The 16,752-nt window shown below is 30.0% G+C and carries 11 protein-coding genes; all 11 read right to left on the bottom strand.

Annotated elements, in window-relative coordinates:
• Window positions 1-289 precede the first annotated feature (289 nt).
• The 11 genes from rlmD to EJL03_RS10925 all read right to left on the bottom strand — a co-directional run bounded on the left by rlmD (window position 290) and on the right by EJL03_RS10925 (window position 16,747).
• The gene (gene rlmD / locus EJL03_RS10975; protein ID WP_125154024.1) at window positions 290-1,660 is read right to left on the bottom strand and encodes a 23S rRNA (uracil(1939)-C(5))-methyltransferase RlmD; all 1,371 of its coding nucleotides are present in this window, start codon (window positions 1,658-1,660) and stop codon (window positions 290-292) included.
• A gap of 319 nt (window positions 1,661-1,979) precedes the next feature.
• Window positions 1,980-3,737 (bottom strand): pyruvate kinase, encoded by a 1,758-nt coding sequence (gene pyk, locus EJL03_RS10970; protein ID WP_125154023.1) that lies wholly within the window; start codon window positions 3,735-3,737, stop codon window positions 1,980-1,982.
• 26 nt (window positions 3,738-3,763) lie between these two features.
• Window positions 3,764-4,723 carry a 6-phosphofructokinase gene (gene pfkA / locus EJL03_RS10965; protein ID WP_125154022.1) on the bottom strand — a complete coding sequence of 320 codons (960 nt, stop codon included), beginning with the start codon at window positions 4,721-4,723 and terminating at the stop codon, window positions 3,764-3,766.
• A 223-nt stretch (window positions 4,724-4,946) separates the two neighbouring features.
• Window positions 4,947-8,435: a DNA polymerase III subunit alpha gene (locus EJL03_RS10960; protein WP_125154021.1), complete on the bottom strand. Its 3,489-nt coding sequence runs from the start codon at window positions 8,433-8,435 to the stop codon at window positions 4,947-4,949.
• A gap of 22 nt (window positions 8,436-8,457) precedes the next feature.
• On the bottom strand, window positions 8,458-9,786 hold the full coding sequence (locus tag EJL03_RS10955) for a DRTGG domain-containing protein (RefSeq protein ID WP_125154020.1): 1,329 nt from the start codon (window positions 9,784-9,786) through the stop codon (window positions 8,458-8,460).
• A gap of 8 nt (window positions 9,787-9,794) precedes the next feature.
• A complete protein-coding gene (whiA, locus tag EJL03_RS10950; protein ID WP_125154019.1) occupies window positions 9,795-10,748 on the bottom strand; it encodes a DNA-binding protein WhiA in 954 nt (317 codons plus the stop codon).
• Window positions 10,749-10,759: 11 nt separating this feature from the next.
• Entirely contained in the window at window positions 10,760-12,091 is a 1,332-nt protein-coding gene (locus EJL03_RS10945) for a gluconeogenesis factor YvcK family protein (protein ID WP_125154018.1), read from the bottom strand.
• Window positions 12,088-12,972, bottom strand: coding sequence for an RNase adapter RapZ (gene rapZ / locus EJL03_RS10940; protein WP_125154017.1), 885 nt, complete (start codon window positions 12,970-12,972; stop codon window positions 12,088-12,090). The genes EJL03_RS10945 and rapZ overlap by 4 nt, the downstream gene beginning before the upstream one ends.
• Window positions 12,973-13,167: 195 nt before the next feature.
• A complete protein-coding gene (gene murB, locus EJL03_RS10935) occupies window positions 13,168-14,085 on the bottom strand; it encodes a UDP-N-acetylmuramate dehydrogenase (RefSeq protein ID WP_125154016.1) in 918 nt (305 codons plus the stop codon).
• Window positions 14,086-14,248: 163 nt separating this feature from the next.
• Window positions 14,249-16,117: an excinuclease ABC subunit UvrC gene (uvrC, locus tag EJL03_RS10930; RefSeq protein WP_125154015.1), complete on the bottom strand. Its 1,869-nt coding sequence runs from the start codon at window positions 16,115-16,117 to the stop codon at window positions 14,249-14,251.
• A 21-nt stretch (window positions 16,118-16,138) separates the two neighbouring features.
• Window positions 16,139-16,747, bottom strand: coding sequence for a metal-dependent hydrolase (locus tag EJL03_RS10925; RefSeq protein ID WP_125154014.1), 609 nt, complete (start codon window positions 16,745-16,747; stop codon window positions 16,139-16,141).
• Window positions 16,748-16,752: the final 5 nt, after the last annotated feature.

Below are 16,752 nucleotides of genomic sequence, written 5' to 3'. Positions count from 1 at the left end.
CCCATAGCCTGACAGTTCTCCCCAAGATTTACGCTCCTCATCTTTCCCAGGAACACAGATATAACCTGCTTGCAAATATTTTTGCAGTTACTCGACCAACGCATCAGGGAGAATTACATTTGCATTGATATATTTCATATGCAAGCTTCCTCCTTGATTGATAAAGTCAAGGAGCAAAGCCGGGGATTTTATTGACAACTCTATATCAATAGGATATTCAACTTTCTGTACCCATACTTATATACTATCACCACCCTCGGCAAACTCTACTCTTACGTTGAAATGACTATCAGGATTTTTTGTGGGAAATCAATACTACCGTCTCCACATGGCTAGTTTGAGGAAACATGTCTACAGGCTGAACCTTTATAGTTTTATAATTTAATTCATTTAAAATTTTCAAATCCCTAGCTAATGTGCCTGGATCGCAAGATACATATACTATTTTATTCGGTTTCATAGTTGCAATTGCTTCTAGAAGAGATGTTTCGCATCCTTTTCTTGGAGGGTCCACTACTACTACATCTGCATAAATTCCCTTACTTATTAATTCAGGAATAACATTTTCAGCTTTACCTACAAAAAATTCTGCATTTTTTATATTGTTTTCTTCTGCATTTATTATTGCATTTTCAATGGCTTCAGCAACTATTTCTACCCCGTAAACTTTTTTAGCATTTTGTGAAAGAAATAATGAAATGGTGCCTGTTCCACAGTAAGCATCGAAAACTGTTTCTTCTCCTTTTAAGTCAGCAAATTCTAATACCTTATTATATAATATTTCTGTCTGCATAGGATTAACTTGAAAAAATGATAATGGAGATATATTAAACTTAAACTTTCCTATATAATCAGTTATGAAATCTTTACCCCAAAGAGTAAAACAATCATCTCCTAATATAACATTAGTTTTTTTAGAATTTATATTATGTATTATGCTTTTTACTTCTTTTATATTATCTTTTATAGTATTTACAAATTCATTTTTAAAGGGAAGTTTTTGTCCATTAGTAACTAAAACTATCATTAATTGCCCTGTTTTAAATGCCTTTCTTATCATTAAATGCCTTAGGATTCCTGAGTGATTCTCTTCATTATATATAGATATCTTATATTTTTTTATCCACTGTTTTGTTATTTCCAGAACCTTATCTGATATTTTGTCTTGAATAAAACATTCTTCTATATTTATTATTTTATGACTTTTTTTAGCATAAAATCCAATAACTATTTCTGTATTTTCTTTACCTATTGGCAATTGAACTTTATTTCTATATCTATAAGGATCCTTCATTCCCATTGTTTTATTAACTTTTATATCTAAAGTGCCTATTCTTCTAATAGAATCTTCTACTCTTTTAGTTTTAAAATCTAACTGTTCCTCATATTTCATATGTTGTATTTGGCATCCACCACATCTATTATATATAGGACAGATAGGTTTTTCTCTAAATTCAGATGGCTCTATAATTTTTATTAACTTACCAAAAGCAAACCTTTTATTTACTTTAACTATTTTAATTTCTACATACTCATTCTTAATAGCTCCCGGAACAAATATAGTAAACTCATCTATTTTACCTACACCTTCACCGGAATATCCCATACCTGTAATTTTTATTTTATAATCTTTATTTTTTTCTACTGGAAGTCTGTTCATACTAATAATCACCTTTAAATTCATATTTTTTCTACATAAATACAATTAATATACTATAGTAAATATATCTGAATTTCAATATAAATAAATCACATTTAATAACTGATTAAAACAAAAATATTTTTAAATAAAAAAATAGCACCTTAGACTAATAGGTGCTTAGTATAGAATCAGTTGTCCTTATTCTCATTATCATTTTATTTTGACCAGATATCTTTTTATTATACATCAAAATTTAAACTTTGTATGCATTTTTATAATAAAAATTAAATAATTTTAAAGAAACCTATATAATAATTTATATAGGTCCTTTTTTTTATTAAGAAATGGATACTTTTCCGTTATATACTATTCCTCTTTTTACATCCATTGTTACATAAGAACCATTCTTTAATACTTCCATAGCTCCACCAGCTGAGCATATAAATGGTATTTCATTAGTAATACATTCAATAGCCAAGTGAGATGTCAATCCACCTGTTTGTGATATTACTCCAGCTACTCTATCCATTACTCTAATATATTCTATATCTGAATCTTTTATTACAAGAATATCTCCTTTTTCTATTATTTCTTCTGCTTCCTTAGAGCTATTAACTAATTTTACAGGACCTGATCCGTTAAAAGTTCCAGCTCCTCTTCCCTGTACTAATATATCCCCTACTACATGTACTTTAAGCATATTTGTAGTTCCTGAATAGCTTACAGGAATTCCTGCCGCAATAACTACTAGATCACCTTTACAAACATACCCAGTATCTAATGCCATTTCTACAGATGTTTCAATAAGTTCATCTGTAGATTCTACTTTTTTAGTTAGTATAGGGAATACGCCCCAATTTAAAGCTAATTTCCTTGCTACACTCTTGTTAGGTGTTACTGCAATAATTGAACACCCTGGTCTATACTTTGACACCATCTTTGCAGTATGACCACTCTGAGTTGCTGTTATTATAGCAGATGCATTCAATTCCTCTGCAGTAGTGCAAGTTGCTATACTTATAGCATTAGCCACATTTAAAACATGACTCTCTTTTCTTTTAGTAAAATTAATATTATAATCTATCTTAGACTCAGCAGCCACTGCAATTCTAGCCATTGTTCTTGCTGCTTCAATAGGATATTTTCCCCCTGCAGTTTCTCCACTTAGCATAATAGCATCTGTTCCATCTAATATAGCATTTGCTATATCAGATGCTTCTGCCCTTGTTGGTCTAGGGTTTCTAATCATAGAATCCAACATCTGAGTAGCTGTTATTACTGCTTTACCAGCCCTATTACACTTTTCTATAATCATTTTTTGTACAATAGGTACTTGTTCAATTGGAATCTCTACTCCCATATCTCCTCTTGCAATCATAATACCATCGGATAATCTTATTATCTCATCTATATTATCCACACCCTGATGATTTTCTATTTTAGAAAAGATTTGTATTTCGCTTCCACCATTTTCTTCTAAAAGCTTTCTTATAGCTAAAACATCAGAACCTCTTCTTATAAAAGATGCCGCTACGATATCTACTCCTATACTACATCCAAATTTTAAATCATCTTTATCTTTATCCGTTAACGAGGGTAGTGATGTTACTACCCCTGGTACATTTACACCTTTATGATTAGCAACCATTCCACTGTTTTTAACTATACAATGAATCTTATTTTTCTCAGATTCTTTTACTTGTAATCCAACCAAACCATCATCAATAAGAATCATATCTCCCTTTTTTACATCTTTCCATAAATCGTCGTAGGTTATTGAACATTTTGTGTTATCCCCAATTACATCTTCCCCACAGTAAATTGTAAAATTATTTCCTTCTTTTAATAAAACCTTATCTCCATTAAAATTTCCAGTTCTTATTTCTGGACCCTTTGTATCCAAAATTATTGCTATTTGTTTATTAAACTTTTGACTTAATTCTCTTACTAAATCTATTCTTATTTTATGTTCTTCATGAGTTCCATGTGAGAAATTGTGTCTAGACGCATTCATTCCCGCTTTAATTAATTCACTTAATGTTTCTTCTTTATCACTTGCCGGTCCTATAGTAAATACCATTTTTGTTTTTTGCATAATATGTTCCTCCTCTTTTATCTTTGTTAATATGATAATGCTGTAGCTATATCATATAATTGTTTATCAAATTTTCTATCAATAGCCAAAGCTTCATCTATATCTAAATCTATTACCTTTCCTCCCCTTACACCAAGTACTCTAGCAGACTTACCTTCTAACAATAGTTCAACAGCTCTAAAACCTAATCTAGAGGCTAGTATTCTATCATTAGCAGTAGGACTTCCTCCTCTTTGTATATGACCAAGTATAGTAGCCCTAGCTCCAATACCCGTAACCTCTTCCACTTTCTGGGCTATCTCATTAGCACCACCAACACCTTCTGCTACTATTATCAAATTGTGCATCTTTCCTCTTAATTTTCCTTCAAGGATAGTTTTACATAATATGTTTATATCGTAGCCTTTCTCAGGAACTATTATGCTTTCTGCCCCACCAGCTAATCCTGCATATAGGGCTAAATCGCCACAGTCCCTTCCCATGACTTCCACTATACTTACCCTTTCATGAGAAGTCGAAGTGTCCCTTAATTTATTTATGGCATCTAAAACGGTATTTACTGCTGTATCAAAACCTATAGTATAATCTGTATAAGATAAATCATTATCTATTGTTCCTGGAATTCCTATTGTTTTTATACCATACTTAGACAGAGCCTGAGCTCCATGAAATGAACCATCTCCTCCAATTACAACAAGACCATCTATGCCAAAAGCATTCAATATAGCTGCAGCTTTTTTTTGTCCAGCTTCAGTTTTAAATTCATGACTTCTAGCAGTTCTTAACACAGTTCCTCCTCTATGAATAATGTCTGCCACACTTCTTCTATTCATTTCAAATATTTCGCCATTTATTAATCCGCTAAATCCTCTTTGAATACCCATTACCGTTAAATCTTTATCTAAACTTGTTCTAACCACTGCTCTTATAGCAGCATTCATACCTGGAGCATCTCCACCACTTGTTAAAACAGCTATTTTTTTCATAGAAATACCTCCTCCGCGACCGCTTGGACATTTTTAGTCCCACTAGCCTTATAAATAAAAAGATATAATTTATCTTTATATTATTAATTCTAATAAAAGTATAGCAAATATGCAATGATTTAAACAAAATATATTACAAAAATAAACAAAATATTAGGTTTAATTTTATTATTATGTGTTTCCCTAATATTTTGCTTATTTTCATTAAAAATATACTTCAAAATTAAATAGCTTTAATATTTTCTGATCCAAATCTATTTTTCAAGAAATCTAAAAACACTGAATCCTCATTTACCCATAGTTCTTTGTTTATTATATATTTTTTTCTTGTTTTCTCTATTACAATATATATAGGAATACATCCTTTATATTGTAAACACACTGGTTTTATTATACTTAAAGTATCATTTAAGTCTTCTTCTTTTAAACATTTTATATATATTTCATTATAGGACGTATTTATTAATGGTTCTATTTTTTCACACAATACTTTAGGTTTTTCCTCTTCTCTTATATTTACCCTACCTGTTACTAAAATCATTTTATCCTCATTAAGTAAATTTTTATATTGGTTAAATACCTTAGGAAAAACTATTATTTCTATTGAACCGTATAAATCCTCCAATGTAGTAAATGCCATCATATCATTATTCTTAGTAATTTTTTTATTTACATTTGTAATAATTCCACCTATTTTTACTTTTTCTCCATCTCTAATTTGCTTCTCTATGTCTACTAAATCATCTTCTAAGGTTTCCACAGAAACTATGTCTGATATATTGGTACTTACTTTATTTATCAATACATCTTTATACTCATCTAAAGGATGTCCTGATAAATATAGACCTGTCATTTCCTTTTCCATAGCTAACCTATATTTTTTATCAAATTCTTTTATTTTAGGATATTCTACTTCAATATTGCTTTCCTCTTTAAAAGATTCAAATAAATCAATCTGACCTGCTATATTTTTTCTTCTATCTTTATTTATCCCATCCAATACTTTTTCATATACAGCTAAAAGCTTAGAACGATATATTTTTAAGCAATCAAAGGCTCCTGCTTTTATCAAACTTTCTAAAGCCCTTTTATTTATACAACTCAAATCCATTTTATTGCAAAAATCTATTAAATCTTCAAACTTTCCTTTTTCTTCTCTGCTTTTCACCATATTTTCGATAACATTTACTCCTACATTCTTTATAGCAGCCATTCCAAACCTTATCTTATTTCCATTAACAGTGAACTTAGTAAAACTTTCATTAATATCTGGTGGTAAAACTTCTATATTATTGTCACTTGCGAATCTTATATAGTGAGCAATTTTTTCATTGTTTCCTATAACACTATTTAACATAGCCGCTGTAAATTCCGTAGGGTAGTATTTCATTAAATACGCTGTTTGAAATCCAACAACTGCATATGCTGCTGCATGGGATTTATTAAATGCATAAGAAGCAAAATCCATCATCTGATCGAATATTTTATTTGCTACAACCTCACTTATCCCATTTCTAATACATCCAGGTACTTTTACCCCTTCATCATCTACTATACCATATATAAAATTTTTTCTCTCTTCTTCCATTACCTTATGCTTCTTTTTTGACATAGCACGTCTTACAAGATCACTTCTTCCCATTGAGTAACCTGCTAATTTCCTTACAATTTCCATTACCTGTTCTTGATATACCATACATCCATATGTTACAGATAGTATATCTTCCAGTTCACAAGTTAAATATTGAATCTTATCAGGGTTTTTCTTATTAGAAATATATTTAGGTATCTCTGCCATGGGACCAGGTCTGTAAAGGCTTATTCCTGCTATAATATCCTCCAATGAATCTGGCTTTAATTCCTTCATAAAACTTGTCATACCAGGAGATTCAAGCTGGAATACCCCAACGGTCTTCCCTTCGCTTATCATCTTGTATACTTCTTTATCATCAAAATTTATATCATCTAAATTTATTTTTACCCCTCTATTTTCTCTAATCATTGTTATTGCATCTCTCATAACAGTGAGAGTTCTAAGACCTAAAAAATCCATCTTTAAAAGTCCCAATTCTTCTAATGTGCCCATAGTAAACTGCGTAACTACATTTTCTTCATTTTTTTGTAATGGGACATAATTAACAAGTGGCTTTGATGCTATTACAACTCCTGCAGCATGGGTAGAAGTATGTCTTGGTAGACCCTCAAGCCTTTTAGCTATATTTACTAAATCTTTTACTCTTTCTTCTTCATCATATGAAGTTTTAAATTCAGGGTTTAAATCTAATGCTGTATCTATAGTGATATTTGGTACAGTAGGGATCATTTTAGCGATCCTATCCACTTCCGCATAGCTATAGTTCATAGCTCTTCCCACATCTCTTATACATGCCCTAGCAGCCATAGTTCCAAAGGTTATTATTTGTGACACATTATTTTCTCCATACTTTTCTACCACATAATCTATAACTTCTTGTCTTCTTTCATAGCAAAAATCACTATCTATATCTGGCATAGAAACTCTTTCTGGATTTAAAAATCTTTCAAATATTAAATTATATTTAATAGGATCTATTTTAGTAATTCCAAGTGTATATGCTACTATAGACCCTGCTCCACTACCTCTTCCTGGACCTGTTATTATATTACTCTCCCTTGCAAATCTTATAAAATCCCACACTATAAGGAAATAATCTACATATCCCATATCTTTAATTATTTTTAGTTCATATAATAACCTATCCTCTAATTCCTTAGTTATTTTTTTATATCTTTCCTTTAATCCATCATAGCATAGTTCTTTAATATAATTATAATGATCTGTGCCTTCGGGCAAAGGGAAATTGGGCAGTTTAGATTCATGAAATTTATAATTAAAGTTACATTGATCTGCAATTTTTATTGTATTTTCTAAAGCTTCTGGAACATGAGAAAATAAGCTATACATCTCTTCCTTAGATTTAAGATAAAACTCATCAGAAGGATATTTCATCCTATTTTCTTCATCAATAGTTTTAGCCGTTTGTATACATAAAAGTACGTCATGGGGTTTATAATCATCTTTATTTATATAGTGAACATCATTAGTGGCTACCAAAGGTATATCAAGTCTTTTAGACATATCAATAAGCTCCTTATTAACCTTTAGTTGCTCTTGCATACCATGATATTGAAGTTCCAAGTAAAATCCTTCTTTAAATATTGCCTTATAAAATAAGGCTGTTTCTTCAGCCTTTTTTAAATTCCCATTTAATATGTAGGATTGAATTTCTCCACCTAAGCAAGCACTAAGTGCAATTAGTCCATGGCTATGACCACTTAAAAAATCATGATCTATTCTTGGCTTATAATAAAAGCCCTCAGTAGAAGCCTTACTTACAATTTCCATTAGATTTTTATATCCAACTTCGTTTTTAACTAGTAAAACAAGATGATATGTTTGATTATCTTTATCATTTACCTTAAGACTCATAGATTTTGGCACCACATATACTTCACAGCCTATTATAGGTTTTATTCCTTGTTCAACCGCTTCTTTATAAAATTCAACGCATCCATACATAACTCCATGATCTGTAATGGCAATACTTTTCATTCCTAATTCTTTTGCCTTTTTTATAAGTTCAGGAATTTTAGCAGATGAATCTAGTAGTGAGTACTCCGTATGTTGATGTAAACTTACCCATTCATATCCAGTATCTTTCTTGTCCTCCATACATTCCTTCCCTTCTTTTTAGTTATTTTCTTATTACCCTAGCTGATATTATCGATCTAGCTACTAAATCTTTTTTATCATTATACATACTTATTTCTAACTTGTAGTAACTTCTTCCCATTACCTTACAAAATGTTCTTCCCCTATCTATTATTTCAACATATGCGTCTATATCTGTATCAATTTGTACAGGTTTCATAAAATATGTAGATACATTATCTATAAAAACACTTATGCTATTCTTCTTTTTTAAATAAGTTATAGCCATAGTTGACATTAGCATATTAAGTGAACTCCATGAAGCTGTTCCTATAGGATCTAACATTTCTGGAGCTATTCTTCCATAAAAATGAAGTTTTTCCCCTTCTTCTTGATATTTTAATCGTTTTAAAACTATACTTTCAAGATTTTCTCCAGCTTTAGGCTGCATTCCGGCATACTGCAGTGCTCTAACAATATCTTTTCTTTTTATACCTCCAATAAATTTTTTATTGTGAATTACTGGACAAAACTGAATACCTAGACTATCCATGATATGACTGGCATAAGCTACTGTTACCTTAGGCTCCAAAACTCTAAAAGTTTTCTTCATAACTTTTTCTATAATATCATCATCTTTTACTGATGATGTCATTTCTTTTAATGTAAGAATCCCTACAACTTTTCTTTCATCATTTATTACTGGAAACTTTACTTCTGAAGTGCTTTGTATTAATGCTTTCCATTTTGCTACTGTGTCCTTAGTGGTTAAATAAGGGTACTCACTATTCATAATATCTTCTACTAATAATATATCTTTTTTAACTAAAGTTTCTGATATAATTTTATTTATCATTGTAGCAACAGTAAATGAATCATATAAGGAACAAATCACAGGTACTTGTCTTAAATTAGCTAATCTTTTTATATGATCACTACACTTAAATCCCCCTGTTATTATTATCCCACATTCATTTAATAAAGCTAATTTTTGAACCTCTTCTCTATTTCCTACTATAAGTAATCCTCCAGGTTCTATATACTCTTCAATAGCTTCTGGTGTCATAGCACCAATAACAAGTTTATTTAATGTTTTATAAATTCCTGCTTTACCTGCTACTATATTGCCATCTACTATATTTACAATCTCAGCAAAGGTTACTACTTCCTTTTTCTTCTTCTCAAGTTTTTCAATTCTAATAGTACCTATTCTAGGTATTGTACTTACAATACCTAGTTCATCACAATGTTTTATAGCTTTGTAAACTGTTCCTTCACTGATTTTAAGAATATTTGCCATAGACCTAACAGAGATTTTAGTCCCTACATCTAGAGAAGTAATATATTTAACAACATCTTCGTGTTTTGACATATACCCTTCTACCTGCCTTCCTTTCTCAATTCATCTGCTATTTTTTCTATTCTTCTTAATCTATGGTTTGCTCCAGATTTGCCTACTGGTGGTTTTAACATCTCTCCTAATTCTTTTAAAGACTCATCTGGATATTTTAATCTTAGTTCTGCAATTTCTCTAAGATTTTGTGGAAGTCTTTTTAATCCTATTTCTCTTTCTATAAGTTTTATACTTTCAACCTGCCTTACAGCTGCATTTACAGTTTTACTCAAATTTGCAGTTTCACAATTAACTAACCTATTTACATTATTTCTCATCTCTTTCATGATTCTAACATTTTCTAATTCAAGAAGAGATGTATGTGCACCTATAATATTTAGCAAATCAATAATTTGCTCTCCCTCTTTTAAATATACTATATAACTACTTTTTCTTTGAATCACTTTTGAATTCAAACCATAGTCATTTATTATCTTACTAAAATTCATAGCATATTCGCTATTATGAGTAACAAACTCAAGATGATAAGTTTTTTCTGGGTTACTTATACTACCCCCCCCTAAAAAAGCTCCTCTTATATATGCTCTTTTAGTCTTATCATCTTTTACTATATTTTTAGATATAGAGTAATTAAGAGTTAATATTCCCTCTTCACCTTTTAATACTTCTGTTTGCTTTAAAAGCTCTTTAACTTTCATATCTTCGTTTATTATAATCATGTAAACATTATTCTTCTTAAATGAATTGCCCTTCTTTACCATAATCTTCGTATGAATATTAAAATATTCTTTTAAAAGTTTAAATATTAGCCTAGCTATTGCAGGATTTTCAGTAGTTATTCTAAAACTTATCTGTCTTCCTCCACAAAATGTTAGAGTACCACTCACTCTCATTATAGCTGATAGTTCTGCTAATGCCTCATCTTTAGTTAAATTTATATATCTACAAACTTCATTTTTCACTTTAGCTGAAAATGACATAACCTCTTCTCCTATTTCTTATTTTTTTCCTTTAATCTTTCAGATAGGTAGAAGTATTCTATTATCTTCTTTCTATCGCATAATAATTTTTTGTCCATTATAGTTTCTATAAGTATTGCTGCTAATTTCTCTGAATTATGTCTTATAAGGTCCTCTTTTATACTTACAAAGTCTCCCTCTATAAGCTTTATACCTAAATCTTTTATATTTTCTCTATCTATATCTACTAAATGTGAAGCTTGACCTTTATACTTCTCTTCTAATTCATCCCCAATTTTCCCCACATTTACAACAACATAATCCAAAATTCTATTCCCAGAATGACTCACTATAGTTTTTACATGATCTGCCACAGTAAAATTATCTGTTTCTCCTGGTTGAGTCATGATATTAGATACATATATCTTCAACGCTTCACTCTTTTGTATTGCAGATCTTATATCCTCTACCAGTAAATTTGGTATAATGCTAGTATACAAGCTTCCTGGACCTAGTATTATAGCATCCGCTTCTAAAATAGCACTTACAGCTTCCGATAGTGCCTTTGCATCTTTAGGATCTAAAAATATCTTTTCTATAGGGCTATTTTGTTCTATTGCTTGCTTAGGGATATTAGATTCACCTTTTACTATATTGCCATTATTAAGCTTAGCCTTTAGGACAACATGGTCTAAAGTAACTGGTATAACTTTTCCAGTTACTGCTAATACGGAACTCATCTTTTGCACAGCCTCTTCAAAATTATTTGATACTCCATCCATAGCCGCTAAAAATAAGTTACCAAAACTTTGATTTTTTAACCTTCCATCTTTAAACCTATACTGTAATAGTTCTTCCATTAGTGGTTCTGTATCTGATAAAGCCAAAATACAGTTTCTTATATCACCTGGAGGAAGCATTCCTAAATCTTCTCTTAAATCCCCAGATCCTCCACCATCATCTGCAACAGTTACTATAGCTGTGATATTAGAAGTATAATATTTTAGTCCTCTAAGCATGGTAGACAGTCCTGTGCCTCCACCTATAGCTACAATTTTGGGCCCTTTCACCAGTAGTCTTTTTTCATATATAAGTGTTTCCAACTTCTTAGAATCCAAGGAAACATTTATATAACCTCTATTAATAAGTGCTATAATAGATTTCATACCTTGAGTTACAGATATGTATATAGCAAATAATCCTACTATTATTAAGAATATATAAAAAGCCATATAATAAGAACTATACAAACGGTGTTTTACAAATTCTAGCAGAGCAAATGCGATAAAAAGTATACCCATAGCAGCAAGCAATACCCATCGCTTAACTTTTATCCCTGGTCTCAGCCAATCTATTATCTTCATAGCTTTTTACCACCTTTATTTGCATCTTCATCTATATCTCTATGGTCTATATTTACCTTATTTCCAGATTTATTTAACCTGCTAAATAGGGCGTTAGCTATGGCTACGGAACGGTGTCGACCGCCAGTACATCCAATAGATACAATTAACTGTCTTTTACCTTCTTTTAAATAGTTTGGTATTAAAAATACTAACATATCCTCCAACTTATCTATAAATTGTATAGTTTCCCCATAACTCATAACATAATCTCTTACAGGTTTATCATTACCTGAAAAATACTTTAGTTCTTGAATATAGTAAGGGTTAGGTAAAAATCTTACATCAAAAACTAAGTCGGAATCTAAAGGAATACCATATTTGAATCCAAATGAAACTATTGTTATCATAAGCTCTGTTTCTATTTGACCCTTTTCACCATAGATTTTAGTTATTTCTTCTCTTAATTTCATATTAGAAAAATTGGATGTATCTATAAGATTACTTGCTCTATCTCTTACCTCTCGTAATCTATTTCTTTCAAGAACTATTCCATTTAATATTCTCCCATCTGGTGCTAGTGGATGCTTTCTTCTAGATTCTTTAAATCTTTTCACAAGCACTTCGTCTGATGCATCTAAAAATAAAATTTCATACTTATATCCTTGCTCTTTTAAGTACTTTAAGCTTTCAAATAAATCGTCAAAAAACTCCCCACCTCTTATGTCAATAACCAAAGCTATTTTATCTATTCTTCCATCAGTCTGATAACAAGCTTCAGCAAATTTAGGTATCAATGTGGGGGGTAAATTGTCTACACAAAAATATCCTAAATCTTCCAAACTCCTTATTGCCTGGGTTTTACCTGCTCCAGATAATCCTGTCACTATTACAAACCTCATATTTGCCCCTCCTTATACCTATTGCAAAATTCCTTATATTTAATGTTTTTATTATATCATATTAAATTATCTATTTATAGTAAATAGCTTACTAACCCTAACTTATAGGCTGTTATAATATATAAATTATTTTTATAAAAATAAAAGTTAAGGATGTTTTATAAACAATATCCCTAACTTTTATTAAATGTTTGATTAAATATCTTCACCTATTATCATTACTTCTGTATGAAGATCCACATTAAACTTTTCTTTTACTGTATCTTTAACAATCTGTATTAAATCTAATATATCCTTTGCTGCCGCATTTCCTTTATTGATTATAAATCCTGAATGTTTTTTGGATACTTCTGCATCTCCTACATGAACTCCCTTTAGCCCGCTATCTTCTATAAGTTTTGCTGCAAAATAACCTTCTGGTCTTTTAAAAGTACTTCCTGCAGATGGATATTCTAAGGGTTGCTTTTCCCTTCTTCTTCTAGTAAGATCATTTATTCTTCCAATAATCTTTTCATAATCGCCTTTGTTAAATTTAAAGGTTGCCTCAAGTACAGTATAATTTTTTTTCATTATTGAACTTATTCTGTACCCTAATTCTAATTGCTCTTTATTAAGAGTTATTAAATTTCCTTCTTTATCGATTACTAAAGCATTTTCTATAACTTGAGAAACTTCCCCATTATATGCTCCTGCGTTCATAGTAAGTGCCCCACCCACACTACCAGGTATTCCACTTGCAAATTCAAAACCTGTAAGACAATTCTTAACTGCTTCATTGGATACTCTAGATAATAATACTCCTCCCTGAGCAGTTATTCTTTCTTCCTTTGTTTCTATTTTATCCAAATTACATAACTTAATTATAACACCACGTACTCCACCATCTTTAACTAATAGATTAGAACCATTTCCCATAATAAAATATGGGATCAAATTTTTTCTACAAAACTTGATAGCTCCTTTAACTTGTTCAAAGGATTGTGGAGTAATTAGTATATCCACTGGACCTCCAACTCTAAAAGACGTATGCTTTTTCATTGGTTCATCTATTTTTACATTTTCATTGCCTAACATTTCAACTAATTCTGTAGCAAAATCTTTATACTGATTCATATCTTTCTTTATCTCCTTGAACTTAAAATTATGTATCATTAATAAGTATAATGTATAAATCTTTGTTAATCAATATTATACAAAGTAACTTTTTCTCATTTTTATAGTAGGAAATTATACCATTATTTCCTATGTATTATATTTTAATCTTTCTTACACTAATTTATACGGATTTATTTTTAAAAAATTCGATAATACTTAAAGCAGATTTTTTATCTATGGAAGTTGTATCTAATAATTCTTCATAAGTAGCTGATTTCACTTTCTCCACACTTCCAAATTTTTTTAATAGTTCTTTTCTTCTTTTTTCTCCTACATTAGGTATATCATCTAATATAGAGTGCAATATTCTCTTATCCCTTAAACTTCTGTGATAACTTATAGCAAATCTATGAACCTCATCTTGTACTCTAGTTATTAATCTCATGACATTAGAATTTCTATCTATTTTTATCTCATTATTATTATATATAATGCCCCTAGTATTATGCCTATCATCCTTAACCATACCACAAACGGGTATATCTATTGAAAATCTTTTTAGTACTTCCAGTGCTACATTAACTTGACCTTTTCCACCATCCATTAATATAAGATCTGGAAATACGCAAAATTTTCCTGAACTAAAAGCCAAATTATTTTCCTGAATCTTTTTTATCTCATCTAATCCATGTTGAAATCTTCTTGTTAGTACTTCTCTCATACTATCATAATCATTAGCACCATAGACTGAATTAATTTTAAACCTTCTATAATCACTATATCTTGCTTTTCCATTTTCAAATACTACCATACTACCCACAGAATCTACTCCTTGAATATTAGAAATATCATAAGCTTCTATTCTCTCTGCAATTTGGTTAAGATTTAATACCTCACTTAACTCCTTAAGTGCCGTTTCATGTATTTGCTTGTCTTGCAAAATTTTCAATTTAAATTGTTCTAAAGTTATTTGTGCATTCTTCTTAACCATTTCTATGGTATCTTTTTTATATCCTTTTTTAGGTATTTTTATCAACACTTTAGATTCTTTCTTCATGGCTAGACACTTTTCTAAAAGTTCCTGTTCATCAATCTGTGGTACATATATACTTTTTGGTATAAAGGCTGTTCCTCCATAAAAACTTTTTATAAAATCACAAACTATACTGCTATCCTTCATACCAGAAGTATTTTCTATAATAAAATGATCTCTTCCTACAATTTTTCCATCTCTTAAGAAAAAAATTTGTATACAACTATCCTTCTCATCATTATATATATTAATAAAATCTTCATTTGCAAAATTACCAGTAATTATTTTTTGTTTTTCAGTTATTTCATTTATAGATAATATTTTATCTCTTAAGGATGCTGCTCTTTCAAATTCTAACCTTTCTGAGGCATCTTTCATTTCACTTTTTAATTTTTCTATAATATTTTTATCCTTTCCAGATAATAATTCTATTACATAATTTATAATACTTTTGTATTCATCTTTTGATACATATCCAGCACAAGGTGCCTTACATAACCCAATATGATAATTTAAACATGGTCTGCCCTTAGTTAAATGCTCCTTTATCAACTTTTTACAGGTTCTAATAGGGAAAATTTTTTTTACTAATTCAATGGTCTCATGAACTGCACCAGCATTAGTATAAGGTCCAAAATATTTAGAACCATCTTTAATTACATTTCTCGTAATAAATACCCTTGGAAATTCCTCATTAACAGTTATTTTTATAAATGGATATCCCTTATCATCCTTTAACAAAATATTGTATCTTGGTCTATATTTTTTAATAAGATTACACTCTAAAATTAATGCTTCAATTTCTGAATCCGTAACTATATATTCAAACTCCGCTATGTTCAAAACCATGGCTCTAACTTTATCAGAATGATTTCTAGAGTTTTGAAAATATTGTCTTACTCTATTTTTTAGTATTTTCGCCTTTCCAACATATATAATTTCACCAAGAGAATTTTTCATAATATATACTCCCGGCTTATCTGGAAGTATTTTTAGTTGATATTCAAAATCAAACATAAAATCTCTCCATTCCTCTTATTATCTATAAATTATACTAGGCAACTGATATACTACATATAGTAAACCTAATATCATGATAAATTCTTCTATTATGTTTCCTACTTTTGAATTAGTTCTAAAAGTTATGGGTAACTTAAAATTTTTATTCCTAAAAGGATAAAAAAGCGGTATGCCCCTATTTGTTCCCATATCACATACTAAGTGCAACCCGTATCCTAGCATAAAATAATATATAACGTTATCTATATTATATATATTACCTGTATATCCAGCAATAAATGAAAATAATATAAGACCTGTTAAACTATGAGTTAAACCTTTCCTATGTGAAGATATTGCTATTAGTACAAAGGTAATACCTAAAGATTGTAAATAAGATTCACCATTATGTAAAAAACTATACCATAAAAATACTATTCCTACACAGGTATAAAAAACAGTTTTCGTACTTTTATTCCTAAATGGTAGTATATACCTATTAATTATACTTTTAGGGTGATCAATATCCGGTAAAAGTGAAGCTATAGTCACTATAATCAATCCCGAAAAATTCAATCTTGCTGATATACTGTTGCAAATTGCTATAAATGTCAAAACACCTATTCCAGCATGAGTTTTCCCTTTCATAACTT

Source organism: Clostridium rectalis (assembly GCF_900626095.1).
Lineage (GTDB): Bacteria > Bacillota > Clostridia > Clostridiales > Clostridiaceae > Clostridium_AS > Clostridium_AS rectalis.
The sequence above is the reverse complement of the archived record's forward strand: the minus strand, read 5'-3'. Positions and strand labels throughout refer to the sequence as shown.

Excerpts from the sequence above, each read along its gene's own strand:
- rlmD (WP_125154024.1), bottom strand. The coding sequence starts at position 1,660 with ATGAACAGACTTCCAGTAGAAAAAAATAAAGATTATAAAATAAAAATT.
- pyk (WP_125154023.1), bottom strand. The coding sequence starts at position 3,737 with ATGCAAAAAACAAAAATGGTATTTACTATAGGACCGGCAAGTGATAAA.
- pfkA (WP_125154022.1), bottom strand. The coding sequence starts at position 4,723 with ATGAAAAAAATAGCTGTTTTAACAAGTGGTGGAGATGCTCCAGGTATG.
- EJL03_RS10960 (WP_125154021.1), bottom strand. The coding sequence starts at position 8,435 with ATGGAGGACAAGAAAGATACTGGATATGAATGGGTAAGTTTACATCAA.
- EJL03_RS10955 (WP_125154020.1), bottom strand. The coding sequence starts at position 9,786 with ATGTCAAAACACGAAGATGTTGTTAAATATATTACTTCTCTAGATGTA.
- whiA (WP_125154019.1), bottom strand. The coding sequence starts at position 10,748 with ATGTCATTTTCAGCTAAAGTGAAAAATGAAGTTTGTAGATATATAAAT.
- EJL03_RS10945 (WP_125154018.1), bottom strand. The coding sequence starts at position 12,091 with ATGAAGATAATAGATTGGCTGAGACCAGGGATAAAAGTTAAGCGATGG.
- rapZ (WP_125154017.1), bottom strand. The coding sequence starts at position 12,972 with ATGAGGTTTGTAATAGTGACAGGATTATCTGGAGCAGGTAAAACCCAG.
- murB (WP_125154016.1), bottom strand. The coding sequence starts at position 14,085 with ATGAATCAGTATAAAGATTTTGCTACAGAATTAGTTGAAATGTTAGGC.
- uvrC (WP_125154015.1), bottom strand. The coding sequence starts at position 16,117 with ATGTTTGATTTTGAATATCAACTAAAAATACTTCCAGATAAGCCGGGA.
- EJL03_RS10925 (WP_125154014.1), bottom strand. The coding sequence starts at position 16,747 with ATGAAAGGGAAAACTCATGCTGGAATAGGTGTTTTGACATTTATAGCA.